Origin of the sequence: Rhizobium lentis (genome assembly GCF_017352135.1) — a bacterium.
Taxonomy (GTDB): domain Bacteria; phylum Pseudomonadota; class Alphaproteobacteria; order Rhizobiales; family Rhizobiaceae; genus Rhizobium; species Rhizobium lentis.
Genome location: NZ_CP071454.1, coordinates 160,258 through 185,429 on the forward strand (window position 1 = coordinate 160,258; position 25,172 = coordinate 185,429).

Consider the following 25,172-nt stretch of genomic DNA (forward strand, 5'->3'; position numbering starts at 1 on the left):
CGGCAGCAATCACGCCGGATGCTACGACGATTGACAGGCAAAGGAGAAGACCCATGACGGCAATGCTGAACGCAACCCGCGAGCAATGGCTGGCGGCGAGACTCGATCTGCTCGAGGAAGAAAAGGAACTGACGCGGCAAAGCGATGCACTGGCGGCCAAACGCCAGCAACTGCCCCGCGTCAGGATTGACAAGCAATACCGCTTCGACACCGAAAGCGGCGATGCCTCGCTGAAGGATCTCTTCGGCGGCCGCTCGCAACTGCTGATCTATCACTTCATGTTCGGACCGGATTACAGCGCCGGCTGCCCCTCCTGCTCCTCGATCGCCGACGGCTTCAACGGCTTCTTCGTCCATCTCCAAAACCACGACGTCGCCTTCTGGACGGTCTCGCGCGCGCCCCTCGAAAAGCTTCTGGCCTTCAGGCAGCGGATGGACTGGAGCTTTCCCTGGGCCTCCTCGGCCGGCAGCGATTTCAACGCCGATTTCAGCGTCTGGTTCAGCCCCGAACAGCAGCGCCAGGGCGGGATTGAATACAACTACCGCCAGGAGCCGGCGGCGCCCGAGCCGGCACCCGGCGGCGCCGTCCAGGAATGGCAGTTGCGCGGCAGCGAAGCGCCGATCGTCCAGATCGCTTCCATGACCGGTACCGACGTCGCCACCTATACCCGCGACCGGCCCGGCGTCAGCGCCTTCGAACTCATCGACGGCGCCGTCTACCACAGCTATTCCAGCTATGCCCGTGGGCTGGACGGTCTCTGGGGTATGTACCAATGGCTCGACCGCGCGCCTAAAGGCCGCAACGAAACCGGCATCTGGTGGCGCCATCACGACCGCTACGGCAAGGAGTGACGGCAATGGCCCTTTCCCTCCACGGCGAGAAAGGAGGCGGCGATCCGGCCGCCTCGGGCGGGAATGCCGGTCTTTCAACCGCCGACTGGCTGTCGCTGGCCGCCGCCGCAGACGGATCGGCTGGAAAACCAGCCGCTCCGGCTGCCGAAAGGGTCGTCCGCAATGGCCACGCCGTCCTCGCGGCCGATTGGCTGTCGTTTGCCGCGGCGCCGACATTCGCCTTCATGGCGTTGCTGACGGCGGCAACCGGCAGCGCCGACATGATCTGCACGACCACGCCGGGTGCTTTTCCGCTCACGGGAATGACACCGATGTACCTGCTGATGAGCGGCTTCCACCTGGCGCCGTGGCTGCGGCTTGCCGGCGGCTGGAAGGGTCGCCGATGGTGGTTCCGGCGTCGCTTACACGTCTCTGTTCCGTGCTCGTCGCAGAATGGAGGATAGGGCATGCCGTGGGAATACCCCTCTGGCCTGCCGGCAAAGGAGAAGGACGGCACGGCACTCAAGAGAGACTTACCCTGAAGTGCCCCGGAAGGGATTGCCAGCCGTCCAAGTTTGCGCCGACCTCGTCAAATCGACCTGATTTCGCCCCAGACAATTCAGCAAAACCCGGAGCCGCACGCCTAATGCCGGATAGTTGATCCGCCGCACCCCTCCGCTTACAATTGTCTTCCGGCCCGAAACTGTGCCATGACCGATCCACCAGAGACGCAACGGATAAAGGCCTGGCCATGAAGAAGATCGGTTTTCTCTCGTTCGGGCACTGGACGCCCTCGCCTCAATCGCAGACGCGTTCGGCGGGCGATGCGCTGCTCCAGTCGATTGACCTTGCGGTGGCCGCCGAAGAGCTCGGCGCCGACGGGGCCTATTTTCGCGTGCACCATTTCGCCCGGCAGCTCGCCGCGCCCTTCCCTCTGCTGTCGGCCGTCGGCGCTAGGACCAGCCGGATCGAGATCGGCACCGCCGTCATCGACATGCGTTATGAGAACCCGCTCTATATGGCCGAGGATGCCGGTGCTGCCGACCTCATCGCCGGCGGCCGGCTGCAGCTCGGCATCAGCCGCGGCTCGCCCGAGCAGGTGATCGACGGCTGGCGCCATTTCGGCTATGCGCCGCCGGAAGGTCAGAGCGATGCCGACATGGCCAGGCATCACGCCGAGGTTTTCCTCGAAGTGCTGCGCGGCGAAGGGTTCGCCAAGCCGAACCCGCGGCCGATGTTTCCGAACCCGCCCGGCCTTCTCCGCCTCGAGCCGCATTCCGAAGGCCTGCGCGAGCGGATCTGGTGGGGCGCAAGCTCGAATGCCACAGCCGTCTGGGCGGCCAAGCTCGGCATGAACCTGCAGAGCTCGACGCTGAAGGACGACGAGACGGGCGAGCCCTTCCACGTCCAGCAAGCCGCCCAGATCCGTGCCTATCGCGAAGCCTGGAAAGAAGCAGGCCACACGCGCCAGCCGCGCGTCTCGGTGAGCCGCAGCATCTTCGCGTTGGTCGACGACCGCGACCGCGCCTATTTCGGCTATGGCGGCGACGAAGGCGACAAGATCGGCTTCATCGACGAAAAGACCCGGGCGATCTTCGGCCGCAGCTATGCCGCCGAACCCGACGTGCTCGTAAAGCAGCTTGCCGAGGACGAGGCGATCGCCGAGGCCGACACGCTGCTGCTCACCGTCCCCAACCAGCTCGGTGTCGAGTATAACGCCCATGTCATCGAAGGGATCCTGACCCACGTCGCGCCGGCGCTCGGCTGGCGGTGAGGTTGGGCGCTGCGTTGATGGCGTAATCGACAGGCGGGCACAGGACAGAGAGAGCGCCAGCCATTCGGCGCCCCTTCTTAACGCATCAACGCCCCAAGCTTGAACCATTGCATGGCTGACCGAGTTATGGCCGTAGAACCGCTCGAGTTGCCTCATGCCGCGCACCAACCTGAACGATATCCTGATCTTCATGGCCGTCGTCGATGCCGGAAGCTTCGTTGCCGGCGGACAGGCCGTGGGACTGTCGCGTTCGGCGGCGGGAAAGGCCGTCATCCGCCTGGAAGACCGGCTGGGCGCGCGCCTGCTCAACCGCACGACGCGGACGCTGAGCCTAACCGACGAAGGGCGCCTGTTTTATGAGCGCGGGCTGCAGATCCTCGCCTCGGTCGACGAGGCGGAAGCAAGTGTCGCGGGGCGCAGCGGCACGCCGCGCGGCATTCTCCGGCTCACCGTTCCCCGCGCCTTCGGCCGGCTCGTCGTGCTGCCGCTGCTCGAGAAATATCTTCGCGCCTGGCCCGATCTCCAGGCTGAGGTGAGCTTCACCGATCGCCTGGCCGATATCGTCGAGGAAGGCTTCGATCTCAAGATCCGGATCGGCGCCGGTGCATCGTCAGGTGAAGGGTTGGCCTCGCGTGTCATCGGCGCTGACAAGGCGCGACTCTGCGCCTCGCCCTCCTACCTCGCCGAGCGCGGCGAGCCGCGCGATATCGAGGATCTCGCCGACCATGACTGCCTGTATTTTACCAGCCGCAATCAACGGCAGCGCTGGCGCTTTCGCGGCAAAGGCGGGACCTGGATCAAGGCGCCGGGGGTAAGCCGCCTGCGGCTCGACAGCGGCGAGGCCATCCGCGATGCGGCGCTGGCAGGATTGGGCATCGCTCTCCTGCCCGACTTCCTCATCGCCGCCGATCTCGCAGCCGGCCGCCTCCGGCAGGTCCTGCCGGAGCCTGAGACCGACGAGGCAAAGATCGTGATCCTCTATCCCGACAAACGCCTTATCGAACCGCGCGTGCGCGGCTTTATCGATCTGATCGTCGAAGAATTGGGGCATAAAGCGTGAGGCTCGGCCCTCAGGCGAGCGCCTTTTCGAAGCCGCGGAAACTCTTTAGCGCCAGCGGCGCAAGCGTTGCGCAGAGATAGGCAAGTCCGGTGACGAACAGTGCCGCGGCGAGGCTGATGCCGCCGATCAAAGCGCCGCCGACGAGGCCGCCGAAGGGAATGAGGGCGAAGCAGAGGGCGGCGTTCATCGCCGTGACGCGGCCGGACAGCGGCTTCGGAATGCGCTCGAAGATCACCGCCGACAGAATGGGGTTGAGGAACCCCGAGGCAAATCCTGCGACGGCGAGCGTCGCAAAGACAGAGCCGAGCGGCGCATCCAGCGCAAGCACGAAAAAGCGTGGAAATCCCGTCAGCAGGAAGGCCACCGTATAGACCATCAGGCGCGGCATTCGCTCGCCGATAACAGCCGCAATCGCTGCCCCCGCGATCGAGGCGCCGGTGAAGGCAGCCAGAATGGCGCCGAGCAGCTCCGGGCCGTGGCCGGAGTCGCGCGTCCAGACGGGCAGCAGCACCGCTCCATAGGCCTGGTCCATGAGATTGGTGACGGCGACCATGGTGACGATGCTGACGAGCACCGCATCGCCGCGCAGGAAGCGCCAGCCTTCCCGGAGATCGTCGAGATAGGAAGACACCATGCCCGGCCGGTCGCCTGATGTGGCGGCCGGCTCGGCAGTGCGCCTGATGCCGGGTATGCCAGCCGCAACGATCAGGGCGGCGGCGGCAAAGGTGGCGGCGTTAACGAGGAGCGCCTGGCCCGGGCCGATCATCCCAATCAACGCGCCGGCGCCGGCCGCGCCCGCGGTCGAGGCCAGCCGCTCAATCGCCCCGGCGACGCCGGTCACCCTTTCGAGCGGTAGGTCGGTCAGCGCGGCGATATCGGGAACCATCGCCTGCTTGGCGGCATCGGATGGGCCGCGCAACACGCCCATGGCAAAGACGACAGGCAGCAGCATCGGCACGCTCAATAGGCCGAAGAGATCGAGAAGCGGCACCAGCCCCACCACGATCACGGAGGCGGCGTCGCAGGCAATAGCGATACTCTTGGCACCGACGCGGTCGATTAATGGCCCGCCGAGCGCCTTGGCGGCCACATAGGGCAGCATTTCCATCATCGCCGTCAGCCCCGTCAGGACAGGACTGCCGGTCGCGCTCAGCACCAGCCAGGGAATGGCGATGGTCGAAAGCCGCGTACCGGAAAGCGAAAGCGTCTCGGCGGCGGCAAACGCCAGGAAAGGCCTGCCCCGTCTCACGGCTCCTCCCCTTCGCGATGCGGAAGGCGGCCCGGATAGGGAAAGGCATGGAGCATGATCGAAAAGGGGACTATGTCAGGATTCTGGGACGCCGCCTCCCCCAGCGGCGGGGCTGCCCGCATCGCTTCGAGGATGAGGTCGGTCAGCCGTTTCGTCAGGGCTTCGGCCTGTGCCGCCGTCATCGGAATGATGACATCGTCGGCGGCCGTCGCCTTGCGCCATTCTGCCGGCAGTTCGGCATATTCCTCCAGCGCCTGCTGCATCTGGCCGACCTGCAGCGAGAGTGCCGCCTGATTAAAGGCGATGTCGAGATCGAGCGCCTCCCCCGCGGCTTCGCTAGGGAGCACGGTGGTCAGTTCATGGCTCGCGCGCCACCAGCGGTCACGCCGCGAGACATGCGGCGCCTCCTCGATGAAGCCGTATTGGGCGAGCTGGCGCAGATGATAACTCGTTGCACCGCTGTTCAGGCCCAGCCGGACGGCAAGTTGCGTCGCCGTGGCGGGGCCGTCGACCCTAAGCATGCCAAGCATGCGCAGCCGCACCGGATGCGCAAGCGCCTTCAGTGCAGTTGGGTCGGGCACGACCCGGCTGACGGCGCGTGAAGCGACGGCCTCTGCGGCAGGTTCGGAGCTCGGATCTTTCATGTCCCAAGCATACATTGCAGACTTATCTTTGCAAAGATTTCTTTGTAATACGCCTGCGTAGTTTTGCGCGACATGCTCTAGCCAAGCCGGGACACGCGCCCTAAGACCGTCGCCGTGATCCGCATGATTTGAGGGGCAAGGGATGGCTGAGGAACCGCAGAAAAACATCGGCACGTGGTACATCGACCCCGACGCCGAGGACAGGATGGCTGATGGACATGCTCCCATCTGGCGCCACCTGATCGATCTCATCGTCGAGCGCGACCTGACCGGCAAGAGCGTGCTCGATTTCGGCTGCAATCAGGGCGGCCTATTGCGGCATCTCTATGCGATCCGCCCGTTCCGCAAGGCGCTCGGCATCGACATCGCCGAAACCTCGATCGCCAAGGCCGAGAAGCTGAAGGGCGATCTCCCGATCCAGCATCAGGTCGGCGGCAGGCTGGAAGGCTGGGACGAAGAATTCGATCTCGCCGTTAGCCATGAAGTCATTTACCTCGTCCCCGATATCGATGCCCACGCCGCCGATATCCGGCGGGCGCTGAAGCCGGGCGGGGTCTATTATGCCGTGACCGGATGCCACACCGACAACCCGCTCTGGCCGCAATGGCGCGAGCTGGTCGCCAACCGCACCAACACCGTCGTTCAGGATCGCTCGATCACCGATTACGGCTGCGCCTTCGAAAAAGCGGGCTTCGACGTCTCCGCCCGAAAACTCGAATATGACGGCTTCATTCCTTTCGTGGCGGACGGCTGGACGCCGGACTTTGCCGATGCGCTCAATTACTACACCCAGACGAAAATCGTCTTTAGGTTGGTAAAGCGCTAAAGCTGGCATTGGCCCGCTGAAGCCTCGTCAGCTCGACATCGAAATGCGGCGGGTTATCGGGTGAGACCTGGACGAAGCGACCTCTGACGCGGAAGATTTCCTGGACCAGGTCGCGTTCGGCGAGTTCACGCGGGGGGCCGTCGAATCTGAGCTGCCCCTTTTCGAGCAGCGAGATGCGGTCACTGACGGCGATCGCCTGGTTGATGTCGTGGATCGCCATGACGACGGTCACCCCCTTCTCCCGGCTCAGGCGATGGACTAGATCGAGCACTTCGACCTGATAGCCGATATCGAGGAAGGAAGTCGGCTCGTCGAGCAGCAAGATCTCTGCTTCTTGGGCGAGCGCGGCCGAAATCCACGCCCTCTGCCGTTCGCCGCCTGACAGTTCCCGAAGGCTGCGGTCGGCAAGCCCTGACAGTCCAGTGCTTTCGAGCGCCCATTCGATCGCCTCCTCGTCGCCACTGTCATAAGAGCGGAACAAGCCGACATGCGGATAGCGCCCCTGGCGCACGAGCTGGGCGACGGTCATTTCGTCGGGCGCGGTCGGCTGCTGCGGCAGGAAGGCGAGCCGCCTTGCCAGCATCCGGCGCGACATGGTGGCGACGGGAACACCATTCAGCGATGCCCTGCCCTCCGCCGGCCTGATTAGGCCCGCCAGCGCATGCAGCGCCGTGCTCTTGCCGGAACCGTTCGGGCCGATCAGAGCGCGGATCTCGCCCCTTTCGAGCGAAAGGCTGAAGCCGTCGAGGGCCTTTCGCTTGCTGTACATCACCGAGAGGTCGGAGCAGGACAATGGCATTTCGGCCTCACATGGTTTTGCGCAGCAGCGCGAGCAGAAGCGGTGCGCCGAAGACGGCCGTGACCACGCCGATCGGGATTTCCTCGGCCTGCCCCAGCAGCCGGCCGGCGAGATCGCCGAGCGTAACGGTGACGGCGCCGAGCACGATGGTCAGCGCCAGCGACAGCATGAAATTCCGGCCCGCCAGGAGGCGGGCGAGATGCGGCACGATGATACCAACGAAGACGACCGGGCCCACGGCGCCGACGGCGCTCGCCGCAAGCACGCAGGAAACGATCAGGACGACCGAAAACTGCCAGCGATAGGCAAGCCCGAAGGACCGGGCGACAGGCACATCGAACTGCAGCAGCATCAGCGGGCGATAGATGACCGGCAGCATGCCGAGCCCGGCGATCGTGAACGGCAGCAGGAAGACCGCGTGATCCCAGCTGCGGGCATAGAGGCTGCCCGACAGCCATTCGAGAATGATTTCGATGCGGGCCGATCCCCAGCCGGCGATGAGGCCGATCGCCACCGCATGCAGCACGGCGCCGACCGCCACGCCGCAAAGCGTGATGCGCAGCGCACTGAGGCCGAGACGGAAGGCGAGCAGATAGATCACACCGCCGGCGAGCAAGCCACCGGCCAGGCCTGCGGCCGGCAGCCATGCGACCGGCAGTTCGGCGAGCGTGTTCGAGCCCGGTTCGAGGATATAGACGGTGAAGAGCAGGAAGATCGTCACCGACAGCGTCGCCCCCTGCGACACGCCCATCAGCGACGGATCGGCCAGCGGATTGCGGGTGATGGTCTGCAGCAGATAGCCCGCCAGCGAAAAATGGATGCCGGCCAGAATGCCGGTGGCGATACGCGGCAGCCGGATATCGAGAATGATCAGCCGCGCTTCCGCCGCGCCGCCGCCGGTCAAGACCGCCGCGACGTCGCCCAGAGGAATATCGGCGACGCCGAGGAATATCGCCGCCGCAAGCGACAGGATGGCCGGCGCGACGAGCGCGGGAAACATCCATATCGGCGCCGCATCGGCTGGTATCGACTGAGGGCCGCTCATCGCGCCTCACCTGCAAGATTAAGCTGCCCGCGCTGGACGAGATAGATGAAGACGGGGCCACCGATGAGCGCGGTGATGATCCCGACCGGCAATTCGCGTGGGAGGGCGATGCTGCGCGCGAAAATGTCGGCAACGGTCACGATCAACGCGCCGAGGCCAACGCTCAATCCGATCTCGAAGCCCGTGCCGCGCGGCCTGAGCAGCCGGGCGATGTGGGGAGCGGCAAGGCCGACGAAGGCGACCGGCCCTGCAACCGGCGCGACGCCCGCGACAGGAATGACGGCAAGAATGAGAATGAGCGGTTTCCACAGGCCGAGCTGCAGGCCCATGCCTGCCGCCGCGTGATCGCTCAGCATGAACATGCCGATCACCCGCCGCAGAGCGAGCGCCCCTATGACGCCGACGATGGTCCAGGGCAGCATATAGAAGAGATGCGACCAGGTGCGCCCCTGGAAGCCGCCGGCGAGCCAGAAGAGCAGCGATGCCGATTGTGGACCGGTCAAGAGCAGCACGTAGGTCGTGATCGCGCTGAGGAAGAGCGAGACGCTCACGCCGCCGAGCGCAAGCTGAAGCGGCCGCCCCTGCCCGCCGCGCGAAACCCAGAAGGTCAACGAAGCCGCCGCAAGCCCGCCGGCCAGGCCGACGAAGGGATAGAAGGCAGGCGAAAGCCAGGGCACGAAGACGAAACAGCAGACGATCGGCGCAACCGCTCCCGATGTAACGCCGGTGATGCCGGGATCAGCCAGCGGATTGCGCGTCAGCGTCTGCAAGATGTAACCGGAAACGGCAAGCCCAGCCCCGCCGGCAACAGCCGCCAGGCTGCGCGGCAGGCGTAGCGTCCAGACGAGGACGGATTCGATCTTGCCGTCGGGCGCGAGCAGCACGCGAAGCGCCGTCTCGACCGACAGCGTCTTGGCGCCGACCAGCAGGCCGAGCATCACCGCCAGGATGGCGGCGACGACGACGAGCCCGATGGCCAGATGCGATTGCCGGGGGCTCATCGCAGGTCTCATCCTTGAGCTTAGTTCTGCAGCTCAGCCGGGATCAGCTTGGCAGCTTCGGCCTTGACGTCGACGGCCGGGAAGGTCTCGGGATAGAGGTAATGCGCGGCCTCGCGCAGAACGATTTCGCGGGCGATCGGGCCGTTGGTCTCCACCCATTGGTCGCCGACATAGAAGACCCGGTTGTTCTTGACCGCAGACAGTTGCGACCAGATCGGATTGCTCTCATGCGGGCGATCCGGGCCGGAATCATAGACGAAGATGACCTCCGGATCCTTCTCCAGCATGGTTTCCAGGCTGATGTCGATGCCGAACTCGCCGCCGGGGGTCTTTGGCCCCGGCACATTGTCACCGCCGATCGCGGCGACGATCGAGGCCGAGGTGTTTTCCGTGTGGAAAGCGAAAGGCGTCGCGCCGCCCCACATGATGAGGAAACGCGGATGAACATCCTTGGGCGCCTTGGCGGTGAATTCGGCAAGATGCTTGCGGAAATCGGCGTTCAGCTGCTCGCCGCGCTCGGGCTTGCCGAGCAGCTTCGAAAGCGAGGCAACCTCCTTGTAGCTCTCTTCCAGCAGTTCCATGTTGTAGGCAACATAAGGCGCGATGTTCTGCAGTTGTGCCGCATTGCCGACCGTATAGCGGCGGATCGCGATGATCAGGTCCGGCTTGGCTTCGGAGAGAAGCTCCAGATTGGGCTTGGCGCGCTGGCCGATCTGCTTCATCCCGGAGGTGAGGCCGAGCAGGAAAGCTGGCTCGCGTCCTGACGTCATATAGGTGCTGGCAACCGGCTTGATGCCGAGCGCCAGCGCGACGTCATCGGCGAAATAGGAAATCGAGGCAATGCGCTTCGGCTGCGCCGGGACTTCCACGGTAACGCCGCGATCATCGACGATCGAGACTTTCTTGCCGTCATCCGCTTGGGCGGCCCCTGTGATCAGCATTGCCGACAGCCCCAGGGCAGAGAAAAATGTACGTGCGTATCGAGTCATATCTGCAAACTCCCCTCTAGTGCGCAGAGGCTTTAGCCAAAAAAGCGGAGTTTCACAATCATGATTCTATTGGTCCGTTTTCTGAGCGCACCCTCGGCAGCACCCCGCTTACGCTAGGCTCGCTCCTCGGGCAGGGCGAAGACGGCGCAAGGCCGGGCAATACCACGCAGGGCGTGCTCGCCGAGCGGCGTCAGGACGGCCTCCGTATTCGCCGCCACCGCGCCGGAGATCAGCACGGTTCGGCCGAGCGGCTTGCAGAGCCCCTCCAAACGGCTGACCAGATTGACCGCAGGACCGATGGCGGTGAAGTCAAGCCGGTCGGCAGCGCCTATATTGCCCCACAATATCTCGCCGAAATGCAGCGCCGCCCCGAAGGGCAGCGGCGACAGCCCCTGCGCCCGGCGCAATTCATCGAGATGGGCCATGCCGGCGCAGCTGGCGGCGACCGCCCTCAGTGCTGCCTCGCAGGCATCTCGATCAGCCTGCGTCTCTTCGCCGGAGGCAGGCGCAACCGGAAAGATCGCCAGCACACCGTCGCCGATGAATTTGAGGACCTCGCCCCCAAAAGCGTGCACGGCGCCGGCGATCCGGTCGAACCAGGCGTCCAGCGTGGCGATCATCGCATACGGCTCGGTGGCCTCTGAGAGGGCGGTGAAATCGCGCAGGTCGGCGCAAACGAGGGCTGCGCGGATGGTCTCGCCGGTGCCGCGGGCAAGCGCGCCGGCCTGCACCCGGGCCGCACTGCGACGGCCGAGATAGGCTTCGAGCAAGGCTGTCCGCGCCTCCCGCGCCGAGAGTGCGGCCAGCGGTGCGGCAGCAAAACGCGCGATCTCTTGCAGTCGCCGGGCTTCGGCCGTGCCGAAAGCGCCGTCCCCTGCCCCATTGGCAGTGCCTGCCCAGCCGAGCACCGGGCTCTCCTGCGATTTTCCGATCCTTTCCTCCCAAACCCGCCCGAGCCCGGCCAGCCATTCGCGCCCGGCCTCGACAGGCGGGGCCGCCGCAAAGCCGAGCGCCTCGATAACAACCCCGGTCTCGGCCCGCCAAAGCCAGGTGCGCCGCGCGATGATCGGATGCGGCACCGAAAGCGTCAGCGCGCCGCCGGCAAGTGGCAGACCGTCGCAAAGCAGCTGGCGCCCGAGCTCGGCCAGGAACCGTTCGGGACCAGGTGAGGCAGCGGCCTCGTCAACCAGCCAGGCAAGGGAGGAAGTCAGATCCATGGCTTAGGATGACACCACCCGGAAATGTCCGCAAGCGGACGCCTCCGCATCCTCCATGGCTCCAAAACACTGTCGAAAATCCATCATTATGGTGGAAAACAGAAAAATAACACTTTAAACTTGCGCCACTTTGATTCCATTATAATGTCTGGGTCATCATCCGCGATTGAGGGGTTGCGATGGGCACGACATTCTGGCCGAAAGATCCGCTGGACGGAAACGACTTGACGCTGTTGACGTCGATCCTGCGGCGCTGGTGCACGCGCTATGGGATCGAATTCACCGCGGAGGAAAGCAAGCGGAAGGCGAAGGAGCTCGTTGAATGGTTCGAGTTCGGCGTCAAGGACCCGGCCGAGCTGGAAGAACTGATCGACGGCAAGCATTGGCTCGTGAGCCAGATCTGAATCAGGCGCCGCAACCCTTAGAGGCCGGACGAATTGCGCCGGCCTCCATCGATTTCTCTTTGAACGAGACCCTTAATAATCGTCCCGCCAACGACGGTCCCGATCCCAACGCCGCTCCTCGCGCCAGCGCGGGCCATCCCAATGCCGGTGATGCCGCCGCTCCCAGCCCCAGCGGGGCGGGCCGCCATAGAAAGCCACAGGCGGCGGGCGGCGCCAGTTGCGCCGGCATTCGCCCCAGCGGGTCAGGTGCCAGCCCCGGCCACAGGCGTAGTCGACCTTTGTGACAGTGCTCTCAACCTTGATTGTCCCAACCGGCATCGCCTGAGCTGTGCCGATCGAGAGGCTGCCAGCGAGCAAGGCAGCCGCGATAGAAAGTGCCTTCATCGAAAACTCCAATTCAATCCAGCCGCAACCACCTTAGGTCCGCCAAATTGAACTGGAGATGAACTGCGCGTTCATGTTTGCGGGAGAAAAAACAGCGCTTTCGGACGGCGTATTGCAGCGCCGGCCGGCTGCTCTTTCCGCAGCGTCAAGCACTTGAGGAGCGTTACCCTGCCCCGGAAAACCCGTTCATGTCCTGCCGTAAAAAGGATCTGGACCCGGGTCCCGCCCAGCGGCAACCTCGATGAGCCGCCCCATATAATGTTCCCAGCCCTCGGCATGGCCGGCGCATTGTTCCGCATTGGGCAGGCCACTATGGGTGAGCCGCAAGAGCGTCCCGTCCGGCTGCTCGATCAGATCGATCTCGACAAGGCTTGAGCCCGGCGGCACCACTTCGCTGCCATCCCAGCCGAAGCTGTAGGCCAAGCGATGCACCGGGACCACCTCACGAAACGAGCCGCGCGCAAAGCGGGCGCCGGTGACGTTGACGAGATAAAGGCCACCCGGCTCAGGCTCGACCTGCGCTTCCGTTCCCATCCAACGCAGGATCTTCTCAGGATCTGTCATCAGCGCAAACACCGCAGCCGGCGGCGCGGCGATATGCGCCTCGCGGCGCACGACGAAGGGGTCTTGCATGTCTGTCTCCGATGGTTGCTGTCCTGCCCCTAATGAGGCCGAGCGGCATGCTTTTTCAAGATGGATGTCCTCAGCAGGAGCATGTAGGCGGAAGGGAGTGATCAGCAAGGGTGGTGGGGCATGTGCCCTTCGCTCGCGCTCAGCGCATTCGCTCCCATCGTCGCTCACCCCCTCATCTGCCTGCCGGCATCTTCTCCCCGCTGGGGAGAAGCGGACTCGTGGCGGCGCCTCGCTCCTTCAGAAATGCCTCTTGTGGAAGCGAGGGCAGGCAACTGCTCCCCCTTCGCCCAGCGGGGAGAAGATGCCCGTCAGGGCAGATGAGGGGGTGAGGAGCGTTAGCGACGAGCGCCTTGAGCGGCAGGCGAAAGGCATATGGCATATGGCATATGGCATATGGCATATGAGAGGATACACCGACGCACCCGCCCACGAAACCATCTTCCCTATTGCCAGCCCGCCGCCTTGCCCCTATTGTCGCGCCGTTCTCAGGGCGGGGTGAAAGTCCCTACCGGCGGTATGCAGTTTCGATTGCGAGCCCGCGAGCGCCTTCCTCGGAAGGGTCAGCAGATCAGGTGAGAGGCCTGAGCCGACGGTCATAGTCCGGATGAAAGAGAACGTGCGTTGCTGCTGCCCTCCCGGGCTGTCGGCGGATGCTCGTGATCGCCTTGGGTGACGTGTCTGTACGCCAAAGGAGATCACCATGACACCCACCCGTTATGCCTTCGTCAAAGCCGGCTGGCACGCCGATATCGTCGACCGTGCGCTCGAAGGATTCCAACAGCTTGTTCCCGCCGAGCAGATCGACGTGTTCGATGTTCCGGGCGCCTTCGAAATGCCGCTCCTGTCGCGCGATCTTGCCGCCACCGGCCGTTATGCCGCCGTCGTCGCCGCCGCCTTCGTCGTCGATGGCGGGATCTACCGCCACGAATTCGTCGCCCAGGCCGTCGTCGATGGCCTGATGCGCGCCGGCATGGACACCGGTGTGCCGGTGCTGTCGGTCTCGCTGACGCCGCATCATTACCAGGAAACCGAGCATCACACCCAGATCTACCGCGCTCATTTCGTCGAGAAGGGCCGCGAGGCAGCCCGCGCCGCGCTCATGATCGGCAAGACGCGCGCCGCCCTTGCGGCGTAGAAAGCCCGCATAACAGGCGGCGGGATCGGTCCGCCGTCTTTCTCCATACCGACAGAAGAATTGATTCGACCGCCTCTCCGCGCTGTGGTCCACTCGATCCCGACATGTATCGCCATTCTTAATGCGTCCAAACCTCAAGGGAGCTGAAGATGAGCAATGCAATGCGCAGTGAAACCCCCACCCAATCCACGAGAACACGACCGGTCGACACCAAGCTCGAAGTGGTCGTCATCCCTGTTTCCGACGTCGACCGCGCCAAACGTTTTTACGAGAGCCTGGGCTGGCGGCTCGACGCCGACTTCGCCAATGACGCCGATTTCCGCGTGATCCAGTTCACCCCGCCCGGCTCCGGCTGCGCGATCATCTTCGGCAAGAATGTCACCGCCGCCGCCCCCGGCTCCGCCCAGGGCCTCTACCTCATCGTCTCCGACATCGAGGCCGCCAGGCGCGATCTCATCGCCCGCGGCGTCGAGGTGAGCGAGGTCTTCCACGACGCATCGGGCGTCTATGCCGGCAAGGACGAACCCTATCTCTTCGGGCGGCTGCGCATCGCCGGGCGCGATCCAGAACACCGTAGCTACCGCTCCTTTGCCTCCTTCAAGGATCCCGACGGCAACGGCTGGCTGTTCCAGGAAGTCACCACCCGCCTGCCCGGTCGCATCGACGCCGACGAGACAGCCTTCGCCACGTCGGGCGACCTTGCGTCGGCGCTGCGCCGCGCCGCCACCGCCCACGGCGAACACGAGAAACGAAACGGCGGCAAATACGATGAAAACTGGCCGGACTGGTACGCTGAATACATGGTCAGCGAACAGACAGGCAGGGAGTTGCCGTTGTAGGCGCGGACGCGGGAGGAGGACGCTCTCTCGGACGCGGTATTTATTTTCCATATCGGAGCGCCGCGTGGTACCGCGCTCTGCCCTGCCGAGCATCTCCCCCACAAAAGGGGGAGATCGCAAAAAGCCATGCCTCGTCCTGAATTTGCGGTTCACGTGACGCCGGTCGTTTGGGAAAGCCCGTGAGCCAGCCGACCTCCCACCTGTGGGAGAGATGCCCGGCAGGGCAGAGAGAGGTGTCCTACGGCACCCTCTCCCTTTTCATCCCGAGGCGAAGGCCGAGTCGACAACCGCCAGTTCACCGATCGAACATATCCCGCCACTGCTTCTCCCCGATCAGGCAGTCTGTCGTGGGCTGGGCTCCTGCTATCTCCTGCACCGTCGGCGGCAGCGAAAGGCCGCTGATTTCAAGCACGAGCTTGCGGCGCACGGCGATGGCGAAATCCTCGATCTTGTAGACCGGCAGGACGAAGGCGCCGGGGCCGCCGATCACGCAGTCGGCGTAGTACTTGTCGAGACCGTCGGGCGCGTCGGAAGGCCGCAGCATGAGGGCGAGGCCGTTGATGACCATGCCGGCCTCCACCGCTCTGTCGCGGACAGGCGTGACGGGATTGCCGGAATTGTTCGGACCGTCGCCGGAAACGTCGATCACCTCCCGTCTGCCCTGAAAGGGACTGGCGATGATCATGCTGACGCCCTGAGTGATGGCGGTGGAGATTGAGGTGCGCCGCTGGGTGGCGATCGGCCGGGCGTCGAGCTTGTCAGCAAAGGCGATCGCATCGGCTTCCGTCTCGATCACCTGCCAGTCGATCACGGAATCCGGGACGACATAACCCGCCCATTCGAAATAGCTGATGGCGATGCGGCCGGTGAGCCCGCCCTTCACAGCGTCGATGAATTCCTTGTGCTTGAGCGCATCGACATAACCCTGGCGCTGAATGCCGATCTCCTCGAAATCCATCGACCGCGAGGTATCGACGGCAAGCACCAGCGTCACGTCGACTTCAGTTCCGCCAGCGCCTGCGGCCGGAACGACGCCGGAAAGACCCATGAGCACCGCAAGTGTCGTCAGCATCGGCAAATCCCCGCGCCATCCAAGCTTGCGAACCTTAGCACAGCTTGCCCCGCGCAGGACGCCCGGCCGCGCGCGGGGCTTCAATTTTCGGTGATATTAGGAGTGCCTGCGCCCTTTAAACGTTACCACGATCGGCTGGCTCCCTATGGTGCTTCATTGAGTAGGCTCATTTCTCTTCCGTCACCAAGTCAGCTTGCCCGGAGAGGAGCACCCCTCCGCCCTGCCGGGCATCTCCCCCACAACGAGGGAGATCGGATGGACGCAATGGCTTCCCCGAGATGCCCGGCTGGGCAGAGGGGTGGCCAGCTCCGCATAAACTGACTGATGAGGGAAGAAGGCCAGCGCACCGCCTCGCCCTTCAAGGCGCTGTGGGGCAGGCCCGCTCTCTAGACCTCAACGCAAAGGCAGCCACAAAGGACTCTTCCATGCCTTCAACGCTTCCAGAAAAACCTGCAGGCGGAGTGGCAAGAAGCGGCGGGTCGGATAGACGGCGTGGACGAAAATCTCCGGCGATGACCAGTACGGCAGCAGGCGGATGAGCTCGCCGCGCTTGATCTCTTCGTCGCAATAGGTCGAAGGCAGCAGCCCGATGCCGTGGCCGCGATAGGTAAAGGCGCTGACGGCATCGAAATCCCGGCTGGAAACCGGCCCCGACACGCGCACGTCGATCGACCTGCGGCCGCTGACGAGATGCCAATCCGCCTCGCCGTTGCGGCCGTTCAGGAGCACGCATCGATGATCCTTCAGGTCCTCGGGTTTTGATGGAAGCGCCCTGCCCTTCAGATAGTCGGGCGTAGCAACGAGATAGCGCACACTCTTGCCTAGCCGCTGCGCGACGATGGAGGAATCCTTGAGTTCGCCGAAACGAATGGCGACATCGATATTCTCGGCGACCAGATCGAGGAACAGGTTGGTGACGAAGAGATCGATCTGGATATCGGGATAGGTCCTCAGGAAAGACGAGATGAATTCGTAGAAGACGTTTTGCCCGAAGATGACCGGCACGGAGATCTTCAGCAGGCCTTCCGGCTTCCTCTGCGTTTCCGTCAGCGCCTGCTCGGCGTCCATGAGATGGGCAAGCGGTTCGCTGCATCTGTCGTAATAGGCCCGACCCTGCGCGGTAAGGCTCAGCTTGCGGGTCGTGCGCTGCAGCAGCGTCACGCCGAGCTGCTCTTCAAGCGACGTCACCTTCCGGCTGACGGTTGAAACCGGCATGCCGAGGGAATGGGCCGCACGGCTGAAGCTGCCATACTGCGCCACCTTCACGAAAACCGCGATGTCGTTGAGATCGGCCATGCGCCATTTTTGCACTGATGCAAAAGAGAATCCAGATATTTCCATCTAATCGCGGAATGGAGTTTTCGCCATATTCACTTGGCGAAACAATTCACAACCCGGATGGCGGCGCGATCGCGGCGGCCCCATCTCGAGCGACCCGGCCGATCAGGCTCGACGTTGCCCGAACCAGATCATGGAGTTCAACATGACTACGCAAAAGACTGTCATCGTTACGGGCGCCTCCCAGGGTATCGGAGCGGGCCTCGTCAACGCCTTCATCGCGCGCGGCTACAACGTCGTTGCCACCTCGCGCCAGGTCAGCGCCTCGGATGCTTTCGAGGCCTCCGACCGGCTGGCCCTCGTCGATGGCGACATCGGCGATGCTGAAACCGCGGCGCGGGTCGCCAAGACGGCGATCGACCGCTTCGGCTCGATCGATGCGCTCGTCAACAATGCCGGCATTTTCCTGGCCAAGCCGTTTGTCGATTTCACGATGACGGACTTCAGGACGTTGTCTTCGACCAATCTCGAAGGTTTCATCCATCTGACGCAGTTGGTCGTCAGGCAGATGCGCGCGCAGAAGTCAGGCGGCAGCGTCGTCAGCATCACCACGCCACTGACCGATCATCCGATCGCCGGCTTCCCTGCTTCGGTATCTATGATGACAAAGGGCGGCGTCAACGCCATCTCCAAGAACTTGGCGATGGAATATGCGAACGAGAAGATACGCTTCAATATCGTCGCTCCCGGGGTGGTGGACACGCCGCTGCACAAGGACAATCCGAAGGATTTCCTGAGCACGCTGTCACCGATAGCAGGCATATCGAACGTCGGCGAAATCGTCGATGCGGTCGTCTTCCTGACGGAAGCTCCGCGTGTCACCGGGGAGGTGCTGCACGTCGACGGCGGCGCACATCTGGGCAAATGGTAAACCATCAACAAGCGCAGGCAGCCGGCGCGGAACGGCGGCTGCAGGACCTCGGCATCACGCTTCCCCCGCCGCCGACGCCCTTGGGCGCCTATGTCGAGGCGGTCCGGACAGGCAAGCTGGTCTTCTTTAGCGGCATGCTGCCGGTCGTCGACCGCAAGCCGCGCTATATAGGCCGCGTCGGCGGCGCGTTGAAATCAGAGGACGGCAGGAAGGCCGCCGAAACGGCGACGCTGAGCGCCCTCGCCGCCGCCAGGGAGTACCTCGGCTCGCTGGATAAAGTTGTCAGGGTCGTCAAGCTCGGCGTCTATATCGCCACCGAAGGCGATTTCCGCGACCACCCGAAGGTCGCTGACGGAGCATCCGAAATGCTGCTCCAGGTCTTCGGCGAAGACAGACTCTCCGGCCGGGTCGTCCTCGGCGTCGCCAGCCTGCCCTTAGGTGTGCCGATCGAGATCGAGTTCGTCCTCGAAGTCGAAGATTGAATGGTCAGGGGCGCGCCTAGGCGTGCCCTGCATTCCCGGCGTCGCCGCCTCACTCACCCGGCAATCAAAAGCAAGACATAGGCGATCACGCTCACCATCAAGCCACGAAAGGCGAAGGTGACGCAGCGGTATTTGTTGCAGGCAATCGCGGAGAGGATGTTGGCGTTTTCGAAATACTGGTCGAAGAGGTAGCGCTCGTCACGGCGAACAGCGGCCTCGAAGAACATGTCGCGATGCTTCGGCCAGGCGCCCCAGAAGAGCGATGTCGAGGTGCCCAAGCGCCGTGGCAGCACGACGAGAATCGCCGACAGGATGGAGAAGACCGAGGCGGCGGCAAGCAGGCCGGAGAATAATATGCTCCCGGGCGTACCCGCGGTGTAGCGCCCCAGGCTGAAGACGGCCCTCACCTCGCTGGAGCTCACCAGAAATGCGAGCATGAAAGTAAAGATATAGGCGGCCTTCTGATCGGATATCTTGATCTGATCATAAAATATATCATTGATTTTCTTAATATGATCGAAATACTCGGTGCTGACGTCCCCGCTAGAGGGCTTGCTCAGCATTACCTCAGTGGCACTTTCAAATTCGCTCACCTGAATACTCCATACGTCAAAGTGTTTCCCTGATATTACACTTGCCGGCGAAAGCAAGAACACGTGTGCAACAAGCTTGACTTTTCCACTCTACGCGGACAAAGGGGAAGCGGGGTATGGGGTCGAGGACATGCGGGGTTATTCCAGTAACATCTGTCGCGTCGGGATGGCGCTTGCGTTTGCCGTGCCCGGATTCGGACTGCCGGCGATGGCCGATCCCTTGCCGCGTGCAACGCCGGTCGCCGGCTCCGTCATCGCCCGCAAGACCGGCGAGGAAGTGCGCTTCATCGACGTGTCGGACTGGCGCGTCGTAGACTTGCACCAGGATCTGTTGACCGGCGACGTGCTGCGCACCAATGCCAACGGCCAGCTCGCCATCGTCTTTTCCGATCATACGCAGGTCCGCCTCGGCCGCAATTCCTCGCTGCTGGTCAAGAAGATGGCGGCGAGCGGCGATACGGTGCTCAATCTCCAATCCGGCACCATCTGGGCGCGCGCCGAGCGTGGCGGTCAGGGCCTGACGGTCGAGACGCCTGCGGCCGCAGCCGCCATCCGCGGCACGGACTGGACGATGACCGTCGAGGGCGCCAAGACCTCGATGATCGTGCTGGAAGGCCGCGTGGCGCTCTCCAATCCGCAGGGCAGCGTCGAGGTGAGCGAAGGCGAAGGGGCCGTCGCCACCATCGGCCAGGCGCCGACCAAGATCATCAGCGTCAATCCTGACGACCGCGAGCAGATGCTGTTCTATCTGGACCTGCGCGACGGTTTCGACCTGATGCCGACATCGCCGCTCAGGGCCGACCGCATGGCTGCGGAGCGCCGCCGCCTGCTGGCGCTGCCGCCGGAGCGGCGCACGACCGAAGACTGGCTGGAGCTTGCCGAAGTGCAGAGCGCCTTCGACGGCCGCCAGGCCGCGGCCGCAGCCTTGCAGAAAATTCGCGGTCGCAAGCTGACCGTGGCCCAGCAGGCGCGCGTCGATCTGATCGACGCCACTATTGCCGGCTCGGAGAAGCGCTATTCCGATGCCGCCAGGCTCTTCCAGAAGGCCTTGCCGCATCTCGACCCGACACGCCGCACCATGGCGCAATTCGGCGGCTATTTCGCTCGTTCGCTCGCCAACCCCGCCCATGCCGAACAGCCGCCGGCCAACACCACCGGCCCCTACGGCGCGATCATGGAGGCCTATACGATAGGCTTCCTCAAGAACCCGCGCGCAGCGATCGAGATCATCAAGAAAGCCGAGCAGCGCTATCCCGACGATCCGACCCTGCCGGCGGTCCGCGCCCAGCTGGCGGAACTCACCGATGACCGCGAGCAGATGAAGGAAGCGATACAGCGCTCGCTGTCGCTCGACCCCGATCATCCGATGGCGCTGTCGGCCCGTGCTGGCTACAGGGCAAGCTATGAGAGCGATATCAATGGTGCGCTTGCGGACCTGAACCGCGCCATTGAGCTTGCGCCCGGCGCCTCGAGCACGCTGAATTCGCTCGGCCTGCTGCAGAGTTCTCGTGATGCCAATGGCGAAGCGGAAAAGGCCTTCAAGAAGGCGATCGAGCTCGATCCGCAGGATCCGCTGCTACACGCGAACCTCGCGATCCTCTATCTCGACCAGGGGCGGATGAAGGAAGCCAAGCGCGAGATCGACACCGCGATTGCCCTCGATCCATCCTTCGATCTCGCCCTGCTCGCTCGCGGCCGCTATTACCTGCAAACCGGCGAGCGCGAGAAGGCGCTTCAGGACCTGCTCGCCGCCAGCACCGCCAATCCCGGCCATTCGCAGTCGCAATTGATGCTCGCCGCCGCGCACTACGAAAAAGGCGACCGCATCCCTTCCCAGCAGGCGCTCGACAATGCCGACCGGCTCGACGACAACGACCCGTCGATCTCCGCTTTCCGAACCGCGGTCGATATCGACGACTACGACGCCGATGGCGCAATCCGCAATGCTCAGGAATATCTGCGCCGTTCGCGCGCCCGCGGCGGCGATTACAGCTCGCTCGGCGCCAATGCGAGCGCCGGTTCGACGCTCAACAACGCCTTCCGCCTGCAGGGCCTGGATGCCTGGGGCCGCTATTACGGCGATGCCGTCTTCGATCCATTCGAAGGCACCGGTTATATCGACCAGTCGATCAAGGGCAGCATCTTTCCTTTCGTCAACGCGACGAGCTTCAGCGACGATAACATCATTCAGAACCGTGGCAACGCGTCGAGCTACTCATCCTTCATCCAGGGCCTGCTGCTCTCTCCGCATATGCTGTCGGGCCGTTCGCGGTCGGCAACGCTGTTCGACGTGCCGTTCATCGAAGGCTCGCTCGGCGGCGGCATCAACAGCGTCGACGGCCATACGCGCCGCATTGGCGAGGCCGAAATCCAGGGTTATTCGAACGCGACGATCCCGATCAGCTTTTACGGCAATCTGACCTGGGAAGAACTGGCGCTCGATGGGGACTATCGCGACTTCGGCGGATATGCGACCGACAATAAGCTCCTCGGCGGCAACGGCTATCTGACGGCGACGGTGACGCCGGATGACCGCGTTGTAGCTTATTTTAATCACGCCAAGAATGATGGAACGCTGAATGCGCTGTCGACGGATCCTTCGCTCTCCACTATCCTGAACTTACGCGTATTCGATCCTATTCTCACTCCCATCTTCGGCTTCCCGCCGGCACCTGACGAACTGCCGCTCTACCGCACGCAGACTATCAACTCGGAAGTGACGAACGCTGGGCTCGGATGGAGCCACACCTTCGCCTATGAGAATATCTTGAACGGAGCATTGCTCTATCAGGAGACAAAATCGAAAAGCGCCATTGACCTGTCATACGATTGGTCGGACGTGCCTTTCTTCAGCATTCCCCGCTCAGGCGACATCAGACCATTCGGCCAGACAAGCAGGGAAACGGAATCGCAAGCTTATATCGCAGCGATCAGCCACAGCATCGGCGATGGACCGCTCACTTGGCGTTATGGCGTCGAAGGCGGCTGGATCGATACGTCTCTCAAGACCTACTTCCATCTCGAAGATATCGTCCCGGGCTTCATTGACGGCGAGACAGACGGACCCAGGAAAACGGAAACCCGCACCAATATCGGTCGCGCTTATATTGACCTCCTGCACGAAATCACGCCGGACCTGAAGGGTGAATATGCTCTGTTCGGCACATGGCTGGATGGCGACGGAGTCGAGGTAAGCCGGTTGGAACCACGCTTCGGCCTTGCCTGGGCGCCAGTTCAAAACCATTGGCTCCGCGCGGCTTTCATGCGCCAGAGCCTCGATGCAGGCGTCCCGACTCTGGCCCCGATCGGCATCCTTGGCCTGCAGGCAAATCAGTTCTCAGTCAGTGCCGAAGGCTACGCCGACACGGTAGCGCTGCAATGGGACGCCGAGTGGACCGACCGCTTCTTCACGTCGATCGAATACCAGCATCAGGAGTTGCATGATTTCTCGATCGATCTGCCACTGATCGCCCTGCCGGCCGCCGACAGCCTGCCACTATCGCGCGGCAGCATCGACCGCGCCGCCGTGACCGCCAATGTGGTCCTCGGCGTCGGTTTCGGCCTGTCGGCCACCTACGCCTATATGGAATCGAAGAACAAGGATCCGTTGGAGCCGAATTACGGCGGCAACCTGCCCTATATCCCGAAGAATTCCGGCCAGATCGCGCTGACCTGGGTCAATGAGGCCAAGGTCAAGGCGACGGTGGCGGCGAATTACATCGGCGAGCGCGACGGCGACGATCTCGGCACCAAGCTCGACGATTACTGGAGCCTCGACGCCCACCTGGTCTGGGAGCCATTCGACAAGCGCGTCGAGCTGGAGGCAGCCGCCTATAACCTGCTCGACGAGGACTTCGAGATCACCCCCGGCGTGCCCGGCTGGGGCCGCGCCTTCAAGGGCACACTCAAAGTCCGCTTCTGATGCGGAGGCGGGACAAACCTCGGCAGGCCAGGCAGATCAGGGGCCGTCATCTCAGGCTTCTGGTGCTGTCGCTGACCACACTGATCGCCATCTCGCTGCTGTCGCGCCTGCCCGCCTGGTCGCTGCTGGAGCTCAGAAGCTTCGACTATCTCTCGACCGTCGACGATCCCCGCCCGCCGCAGGGCGGGCCCGTCATCGTCGCGATCGACGAACCCTCGCTTGCCGATATCAACGCGCAATGGCCCTGGCCGCGCAGCCTGCATGCCGAGCTCATCAACCAGCTGCGCGCCGCCGGCGCCCGCGTCATCGGCCTCGATATCATCATGGCCGAGCCCTCGAACCCCGATAATGACGCGGCGATCACCAGGGCCGTCGGCCCCGATGTCGTGCTGGCCGGCGACGAGACGCTGATCGAGACGCCGCAGGCCTCCCAGCTGATCCGCGCGACACCCCTACCGCAGCTGACCGAAGCGGGTGCCGTGACCGGCATCGCCTCGATCGATCTCAGCGGCGACGGCACCTTCCGCCGCATTCCGGGATATCAGGATGGCTTTGCCGCGATGCTGGCAAAGGCCGCGGGAGTGGCGCCCGAAGCCCTGCCGGCGGGCCGGCTGATTCAAACCTTCGGCCCGGCCCGCAGCTATCCCACGGTCTCCTATTACCAGGCGCTCGATCCGAAGGGCCTGCTGCCGCCGGATTATTTCAAAGGCCGCGTCGTGCTCGTCGGCCTCAGCCTGCAGAATGCGCCAGCCATCGACAAGGGCGGCGTCGACGCCTTTGCGACGCCTTATACGGTTCACACCGGCAAGCTCGTCTCCGGCGTCGAGATCCAGGCGACGATCTACGACAATATCCGGGGCGGCCTGTCGATCGCCGAAGCGCGGCTGCCGACTGTTGCCGCCTGCATCCTGATATCGGTGCTGCTTGCCGCCGCAACCGTCTGGCGCTCGACGGGATGGCTGACGGTGGTGACGAGCGCGGCTGCCCTCCTCGCCTTCGCGGCCGTCAGTGCCGCCGGCATCCGGCTCGCTTATGTCTTCGTCTCACCGCTCGGCCCGACGGTCGCCTATATCTCCGTCGTCTTCGGCCAGGCCGCTTTCGATTTCGCCGAAGAGCGCCGCAACAAGCGCCAGATCACCCGCGCCTTCGCCCAATATATCTCGCCCGATCTGGTCAAACGCCTGTCGAGCGATCCCACGCAGCTGAAGCTCGGCGGCGAGCGGCGCACGCTCTCGGTGCTGTTTTCCGATGTGCGCGGCTTCACCACCATCGCCGAGACGCTGAAGGACGATCCGGAGCAGCTGACCGGCCTGATCAACCGGCTGCTGACGCCGCTATCCGATGTGGTGATGGATCACGGCGGCACGATCGACAAATATATGGGCGACTGCATCATGGCCTTTTGGAACGCGCCGCTCGACGATCCCGACCACGCGCTTCACGCCGTGCGCGCCTCGCTCGCCATGCAAGCGGCGATATCGAGGCTGAACGGCCAGCTGGAGCGGGAGGCGGCCACACTCGGCCGCAAGCCGCATGTCCTGAAGATGGGCGTCGGCATCAACACCGGCGAATGCATCGTCGGCAACATGGGCTCGACCCGCCGCTTCGATTATTCCTGCCTTGGTGACAGCGTCAACCTCGCCTCCCGCCTCGAAGGCGCCTCGAAGAATTACGGCGTGGCGCTGCTGCTCGGCGAGGAGACCGCCAGGCTCGTCACTGAGACCTACATCATCGTCGAACTCGACCGCATTATCGTCAAAGGCCGCACTGCCCCCTCACCCATCTTCACCGTCGTACACAAGGCCGACGCCGAAGCACTGGCCGCCCACCAGGCCTTCATTGAGGCCAAATATGCCGGTACGCTGGCGCCGTCCGATCCTGTCTTCGACACTCTGGCCGCCGACATTCCCGAACTTGCCGGCTATTACGCGGTCATTCGGGATGCGCTGGCCGCTGATGGCAAAGAGTGACTGTTGTCGGCAGGAGGCAATGCCGCCGGCGGAATTCGGAGACGTCCGCTTCTGGAGCAATCCGGCTACCGGATACCTTCCAGGGAACTCCTTAG

24 protein-coding genes and 1 riboswitch are annotated in these 25,172 nt (G+C 63.7%); of the genes, 12 read left to right on the forward strand and 12 right to left on the reverse strand.

What is annotated here, in order from left to right:
- Positions 1-53: 53 nt before the first annotated feature.
- The 4 genes from J0663_RS00865 to J0663_RS00880 all read left to right on the forward strand — a co-directional run bounded on the left by J0663_RS00865 (position 54) and on the right by J0663_RS00880 (position 3,664).
- Positions 54-851 carry a DUF899 domain-containing protein gene (locus J0663_RS00865; RefSeq protein WP_207242613.1) on the forward strand — a complete coding sequence of 266 codons (798 nt, stop codon included), beginning with the start codon at positions 54-56 and terminating at the stop codon, positions 849-851.
- Positions 852-856: 5 nt separating this feature from the next.
- The gene (locus tag J0663_RS00870; RefSeq protein ID WP_246590347.1) at positions 857-1,294 is read left to right on the forward strand and encodes a hypothetical protein; all 438 of its coding nucleotides are present in this window, start codon (positions 857-859) and stop codon (positions 1,292-1,294) included.
- Positions 1,295-1,581: 287 nt separating this feature from the next.
- Positions 1,582-2,604, forward strand: a complete 1,023-nt coding sequence (locus J0663_RS00875; RefSeq protein ID WP_207242614.1) for an LLM class flavin-dependent oxidoreductase — start codon at positions 1,582-1,584, stop codon at positions 2,602-2,604.
- Positions 2,605-2,758: 154 nt separating this feature from the next.
- Complete coding sequence (locus J0663_RS00880) at positions 2,759-3,664, forward strand: LysR family transcriptional regulator (protein ID WP_207242615.1); 906 nt, start codon at positions 2,759-2,761, stop codon at positions 3,662-3,664.
- A 10-nt stretch (positions 3,665-3,674) separates the two neighbouring features.
- Here J0663_RS00880 and J0663_RS00885 read toward each other — a convergent pair whose 3' ends face one another.
- On the reverse strand, positions 3,675-4,913 hold the full coding sequence (locus J0663_RS00885; RefSeq protein ID WP_207242616.1) for an MFS transporter: 1,239 nt from the start codon (positions 4,911-4,913) through the stop codon (positions 3,675-3,677).
- Complete coding sequence (locus tag J0663_RS00890; protein WP_207242617.1) at positions 4,910-5,557, reverse strand: ArsR/SmtB family transcription factor; 648 nt, start codon at positions 5,555-5,557, stop codon at positions 4,910-4,912. The genes J0663_RS00885 and J0663_RS00890 overlap by 4 nt, the downstream gene beginning before the upstream one ends.
- Before the next feature lie 142 nt (positions 5,558-5,699).
- On the opposite strand from J0663_RS00890, the gene J0663_RS00895 reads away from it, so the two are divergent.
- On the forward strand, positions 5,700-6,383 hold the full coding sequence (locus J0663_RS00895) for a class I SAM-dependent methyltransferase (RefSeq protein ID WP_207242618.1): 684 nt from the start codon (positions 5,700-5,702) through the stop codon (positions 6,381-6,383).
- On the opposite strand, the gene J0663_RS00900 is transcribed toward J0663_RS00895, so the two are convergent.
- From J0663_RS00900 to J0663_RS00920, 5 genes are all read right to left on the reverse strand, one after another.
- The gene (locus J0663_RS00900; RefSeq protein ID WP_207242619.1) at positions 6,364-7,182 is read right to left on the reverse strand and encodes an ABC transporter ATP-binding protein; all 819 of its coding nucleotides are present in this window, start codon (positions 7,180-7,182) and stop codon (positions 6,364-6,366) included. The genes J0663_RS00895 and J0663_RS00900 overlap by 20 nt on opposite strands.
- A gap of 7 nt (positions 7,183-7,189) precedes the next feature.
- Positions 7,190-8,227, reverse strand: a complete 1,038-nt coding sequence (locus J0663_RS00905; protein ID WP_246590348.1) for a FecCD family ABC transporter permease — start codon at positions 8,225-8,227, stop codon at positions 7,190-7,192.
- The gene (locus J0663_RS00910) at positions 8,224-9,228 is read right to left on the reverse strand and encodes a FecCD family ABC transporter permease (RefSeq protein ID WP_207242620.1); all 1,005 of its coding nucleotides are present in this window, start codon (positions 9,226-9,228) and stop codon (positions 8,224-8,226) included. Before J0663_RS00910 ends, J0663_RS00905 begins: the two co-directional genes overlap by 4 nt.
- Before the next feature lie 20 nt (positions 9,229-9,248).
- Complete coding sequence (locus J0663_RS00915) at positions 9,249-10,217, reverse strand: ABC transporter substrate-binding protein (RefSeq protein WP_207242621.1); 969 nt, start codon at positions 10,215-10,217, stop codon at positions 9,249-9,251.
- A gap of 113 nt (positions 10,218-10,330) precedes the next feature.
- Positions 10,331-11,434, reverse strand: a complete 1,104-nt coding sequence (locus J0663_RS00920) for an adenylate/guanylate cyclase domain-containing protein (RefSeq protein WP_207242622.1) — start codon at positions 11,432-11,434, stop codon at positions 10,331-10,333.
- A gap of 179 nt (positions 11,435-11,613) precedes the next feature.
- Here J0663_RS00920 and J0663_RS00925 point away from each other — a divergent pair, with 179 nt between their 5' ends.
- Positions 11,614-11,838, forward strand: coding sequence for an alpha-amylase family protein (locus J0663_RS00925; RefSeq protein WP_207242623.1), 225 nt, complete (start codon positions 11,614-11,616; stop codon positions 11,836-11,838).
- A gap of 72 nt (positions 11,839-11,910) precedes the next feature.
- Here J0663_RS00925 and J0663_RS00930 read toward each other — a convergent pair whose 3' ends face one another.
- Entirely contained in the window at positions 11,911-12,222 is a 312-nt protein-coding gene (locus tag J0663_RS00930; protein WP_207242624.1) for a GCG_CRPN prefix-to-repeats domain-containing protein, read from the reverse strand.
- A gap of 186 nt (positions 12,223-12,408) precedes the next feature.
- On the reverse strand, positions 12,409-12,855 hold the full coding sequence (locus tag J0663_RS00935; RefSeq protein ID WP_207242625.1) for an SRPBCC family protein: 447 nt from the start codon (positions 12,853-12,855) through the stop codon (positions 12,409-12,411).
- 477 nt (positions 12,856-13,332) lie between these two features.
- Positions 13,333-13,475, forward strand: a riboswitch (FMN riboswitch).
- Positions 13,476-13,555: 80 nt separating this feature from the next.
- On the opposite strand from J0663_RS00935, the gene J0663_RS00940 reads away from it, so the two are divergent.
- Together J0663_RS00940 and J0663_RS00945 are read left to right on the forward strand one after the other, a co-directional pair.
- A complete protein-coding gene (locus tag J0663_RS00940; protein WP_207242626.1) occupies positions 13,556-13,990 on the forward strand; it encodes a 6,7-dimethyl-8-ribityllumazine synthase in 435 nt (144 codons plus the stop codon).
- A 149-nt stretch (positions 13,991-14,139) separates the two neighbouring features.
- Positions 14,140-14,829 (forward strand): VOC family protein, encoded by a 690-nt coding sequence (locus J0663_RS00945; RefSeq protein ID WP_207242627.1) that lies wholly within the window; start codon positions 14,140-14,142, stop codon positions 14,827-14,829.
- 295 nt (positions 14,830-15,124) lie between these two features.
- On the opposite strand, the gene J0663_RS00950 is transcribed toward J0663_RS00945, so the two are convergent.
- Entirely contained in the window at positions 15,125-15,901 is a 777-nt protein-coding gene (locus J0663_RS00950) for a DUF1194 domain-containing protein (RefSeq protein WP_207242628.1), read from the reverse strand.
- A 393-nt stretch (positions 15,902-16,294) separates the two neighbouring features.
- Entirely contained in the window at positions 16,295-17,197 is a 903-nt protein-coding gene (locus J0663_RS00955; protein WP_207242629.1) for a LysR family transcriptional regulator, read from the reverse strand.
- A 187-nt stretch (positions 17,198-17,384) separates the two neighbouring features.
- Here J0663_RS00955 and J0663_RS00960 point away from each other — a divergent pair, with 187 nt between their 5' ends.
- Together J0663_RS00960 and J0663_RS00965 are read left to right on the forward strand one after the other, a co-directional pair.
- Positions 17,385-18,110 (forward strand): SDR family NAD(P)-dependent oxidoreductase, encoded by a 726-nt coding sequence (locus J0663_RS00960; RefSeq protein WP_207242630.1) that lies wholly within the window; start codon positions 17,385-17,387, stop codon positions 18,108-18,110.
- Complete coding sequence (locus J0663_RS00965; RefSeq protein WP_207242631.1) at positions 18,104-18,592, forward strand: RidA family protein; 489 nt, start codon at positions 18,104-18,106, stop codon at positions 18,590-18,592. Before J0663_RS00960 ends, J0663_RS00965 begins: the two co-directional genes overlap by 7 nt.
- 53 nt (positions 18,593-18,645) lie before the next feature.
- On the opposite strand, the gene J0663_RS00970 is transcribed toward J0663_RS00965, so the two are convergent.
- The gene (locus J0663_RS00970; protein WP_207242632.1) at positions 18,646-19,185 is read right to left on the reverse strand and encodes a Pycsar system effector family protein; all 540 of its coding nucleotides are present in this window, start codon (positions 19,183-19,185) and stop codon (positions 18,646-18,648) included.
- Positions 19,186-19,315: 130 nt separating this feature from the next.
- Between J0663_RS00970 and J0663_RS00975 the strand changes: the two genes are divergently transcribed.
- Together J0663_RS00975 and J0663_RS00980 are read left to right on the forward strand one after the other, a co-directional pair.
- On the forward strand, positions 19,316-23,107 hold the full coding sequence (locus J0663_RS00975) for a FecR domain-containing protein (RefSeq protein WP_207242633.1): 3,792 nt from the start codon (positions 19,316-19,318) through the stop codon (positions 23,105-23,107).
- Complete coding sequence (locus tag J0663_RS00980; RefSeq protein ID WP_207242634.1) at positions 23,107-25,077, forward strand: CHASE2 domain-containing protein; 1,971 nt, start codon at positions 23,107-23,109, stop codon at positions 25,075-25,077. Before J0663_RS00975 ends, J0663_RS00980 begins: the two co-directional genes overlap by 1 nt.
- Positions 25,078-25,172: the final 95 nt, after the last annotated feature.